This is a genomic window from Chitinophaga sp. (assembly GCF_036566945.1).
Lineage (GTDB): Bacteria > Bacteroidota > Bacteroidia > Chitinophagales > Chitinophagaceae > Chitinophaga.
In genome coordinates this window covers 1-2,249 of record NZ_DATCVJ010001054.1, presented here as the reverse complement: position 1 = coordinate 2,249, position 2,249 = coordinate 1, and the positions used below count along the sequence as shown (strand labels likewise).

The following is a 2,249-nucleotide window of genomic DNA, read 5'->3' as shown; positions in this document are numbered from 1 at the left end:
TATCAATGTTATGGCATAACGATACCGGCGCTCTGCTGGTAGCCAGCATGAATAAATACCAGCTGGTGGAAGCGTTTAATATGCAGCGGGATAAAGGATCGGAGTCGATTTGTTTTACACCCGGTTTCAGATTAACAACCGCAGCGCAACTGTATCTCCAGACCAATGACCTGCGGGCAACCGTGGACTACCAGGAAACACCCGGGGAAATTGTTTTTAATACCCATTCGCTACTGGTCAATGAAAACCAGCAGCCCAGCGCTTCTCCGGCCTGCAGTGTTACGTATACCTTTGGGGATGATGCCTTGCAAATCCACGGTACCGCTGCGCATGAAAAAGCAGTGTATAGTTTACCGGTGATCAGTACCCACGAGGAACAAATACAACTGATTACACCGCAGCAACTCGAAATACATAAAACGGATGCGGTGGTGGAGATTACCGCCAACGTGCCCATACAGCTACCTGCCGGCCGCAGCTTCAATTTTGTGCCGGGCATGGAAGCGATTCCGCTGCTGTTTGAAACCAATCACATCGATCTAAAAATTGTTGTAAGACATCGTACATGAAAAAGATATGCCTCCTCCTCTGCGCTGCCACCTGTTTTATAGCGCCTGTTGCCGCGCAACAAGCCCCTGCCCGATTTGATGTTTTCCGGGAACAAAGCATGACGGCCATCCGGCCACAGGGTTGGTTAAAAGAGTTTCTGCTACGGCAGCGCAGCGGTCTTACCGGGCATCCGGAAGTACTTTCCTACCCTTTCAATTCCGTATTATGGGCCGGCACAATAGACCGCATTGGAGAGCAACATGGCGCCAACTGGTGGCGGTATGAACAAACGGCTTACTACAGCGATGGCTTACTGCGCTTAGGTTATTTACTGGATGATAGTGCCTTAATTAATAAAGCCCGTGCCGGCATCCGGTACACATTGGCGCATCCGCAACCCAATGGTCGCCTCGGCCCACAACTCTTCACCAGTCAATGGCCCATGGCCGTATACTTCCGCGTACTACAAGCCGAATACGCCGCCACCGGCGATATCCGCATCATCGAGGCACTGCATAAACATTACCTGAGCTATACCCCGGAAGAAATCGGAAATGCCAAACGGGCCATCGTCAACATAGAAGGAATGCTATGGACTTATGGCCACACCAACGATCCACGTTTATTGCAGCTGGCAGAAAATGCCTATAACAAAGGTGGTTTTGAACTCAACCTGCACACAGCTTCTTCTGCTGACACGTTGGTGCTGCATGGCGTCACCTATATGGAAATGGCCAAGCTACCGGCCATCCTGTATAGTTATACGGGCAAGAAAATATACCTGAATGCTGCGATCAACGCCATGTATAAACTGGACCGGGATCATATGTTGCCGGATGGGATTCCCAGCTCCAATGAATTTTTAGCCGGGAAAGATCCGTTACAAAGCCATGAAACCTGCGATATCACCGACTATACGTGGACAGCAGGTTATCTGCTGATGACCACCGGCGATGGTCGTTGGGCAGATAAACTGGAACGGGCTATCTTCAATGCCGGACCTGGCGCCGTATCGAAGGACTTTAAAAATCTGCAATATTTCTCCAGCGTGAACCAGGTCATTGCTACCGGTAATTCCAATCACAATAAATTTGCACATGGCTCCACCTGGATGGCTTACTGGCCCTGTCATGAAACCGAATGCTGCGCCGGCAATGTACACCGGTTTATGCCCAACTACGCCGCCCGGATGTGGATGCTGGATACGCTGGGTGCACCGGTGGCAGCGCTTTACGGCCCTTCGGTGAATACGTTTACCTATCAGGGAAATAAATGTACCATCACAGAAAATACGCGGTATCCTTTTGCCGATCAACTGCTGTTTACTTTTAACCTACAGCAGCCCATGCAAATGCCTGTCACCTTCCGCATTCCGGGCTGGTGCAAATCAGCCTCGATACTCATCAACGATCAGACTTATACCGGTCAGTTAAAGCCCGGCACATTTGTGACCATACGCCGTACCTTCCGGAACAACGACCGCATCCTGTTGCAGTTTCCAATGACGCCACAACTGCTCCCATGGGGACAATGGGGCGTGGCAGTAGAACGCGGCCCTTTATTATATGCTTATCCCGTACCGGAAAAAGTAAACACCGATACCGCTACCTACGCCAATCTTGGCGGAAAAAAATCAGTTGATCCAAACTTTCCGGCACTGGACTTACGCCCCGACGGCCCCTGGAATTATGCACTGCTAT

General features: G+C 50.6%; 2 protein-coding genes. Both read left to right on the top strand.

Features of this window, described 5'->3' with window-relative positions:
- Positions 1–569: hypothetical protein (locus VIP81_RS31780; protein WP_331971667.1), on the top strand; the 569-nt coding region annotated here is incomplete at its 5' end.
- On the top strand, positions 566–2,249 hold a 1,684-nt coding region (locus VIP81_RS31775), incomplete at its 3' end, for a beta-L-arabinofuranosidase domain-containing protein (RefSeq protein WP_331971664.1). The genes VIP81_RS31780 and VIP81_RS31775, both read left to right, overlap by 4 nt.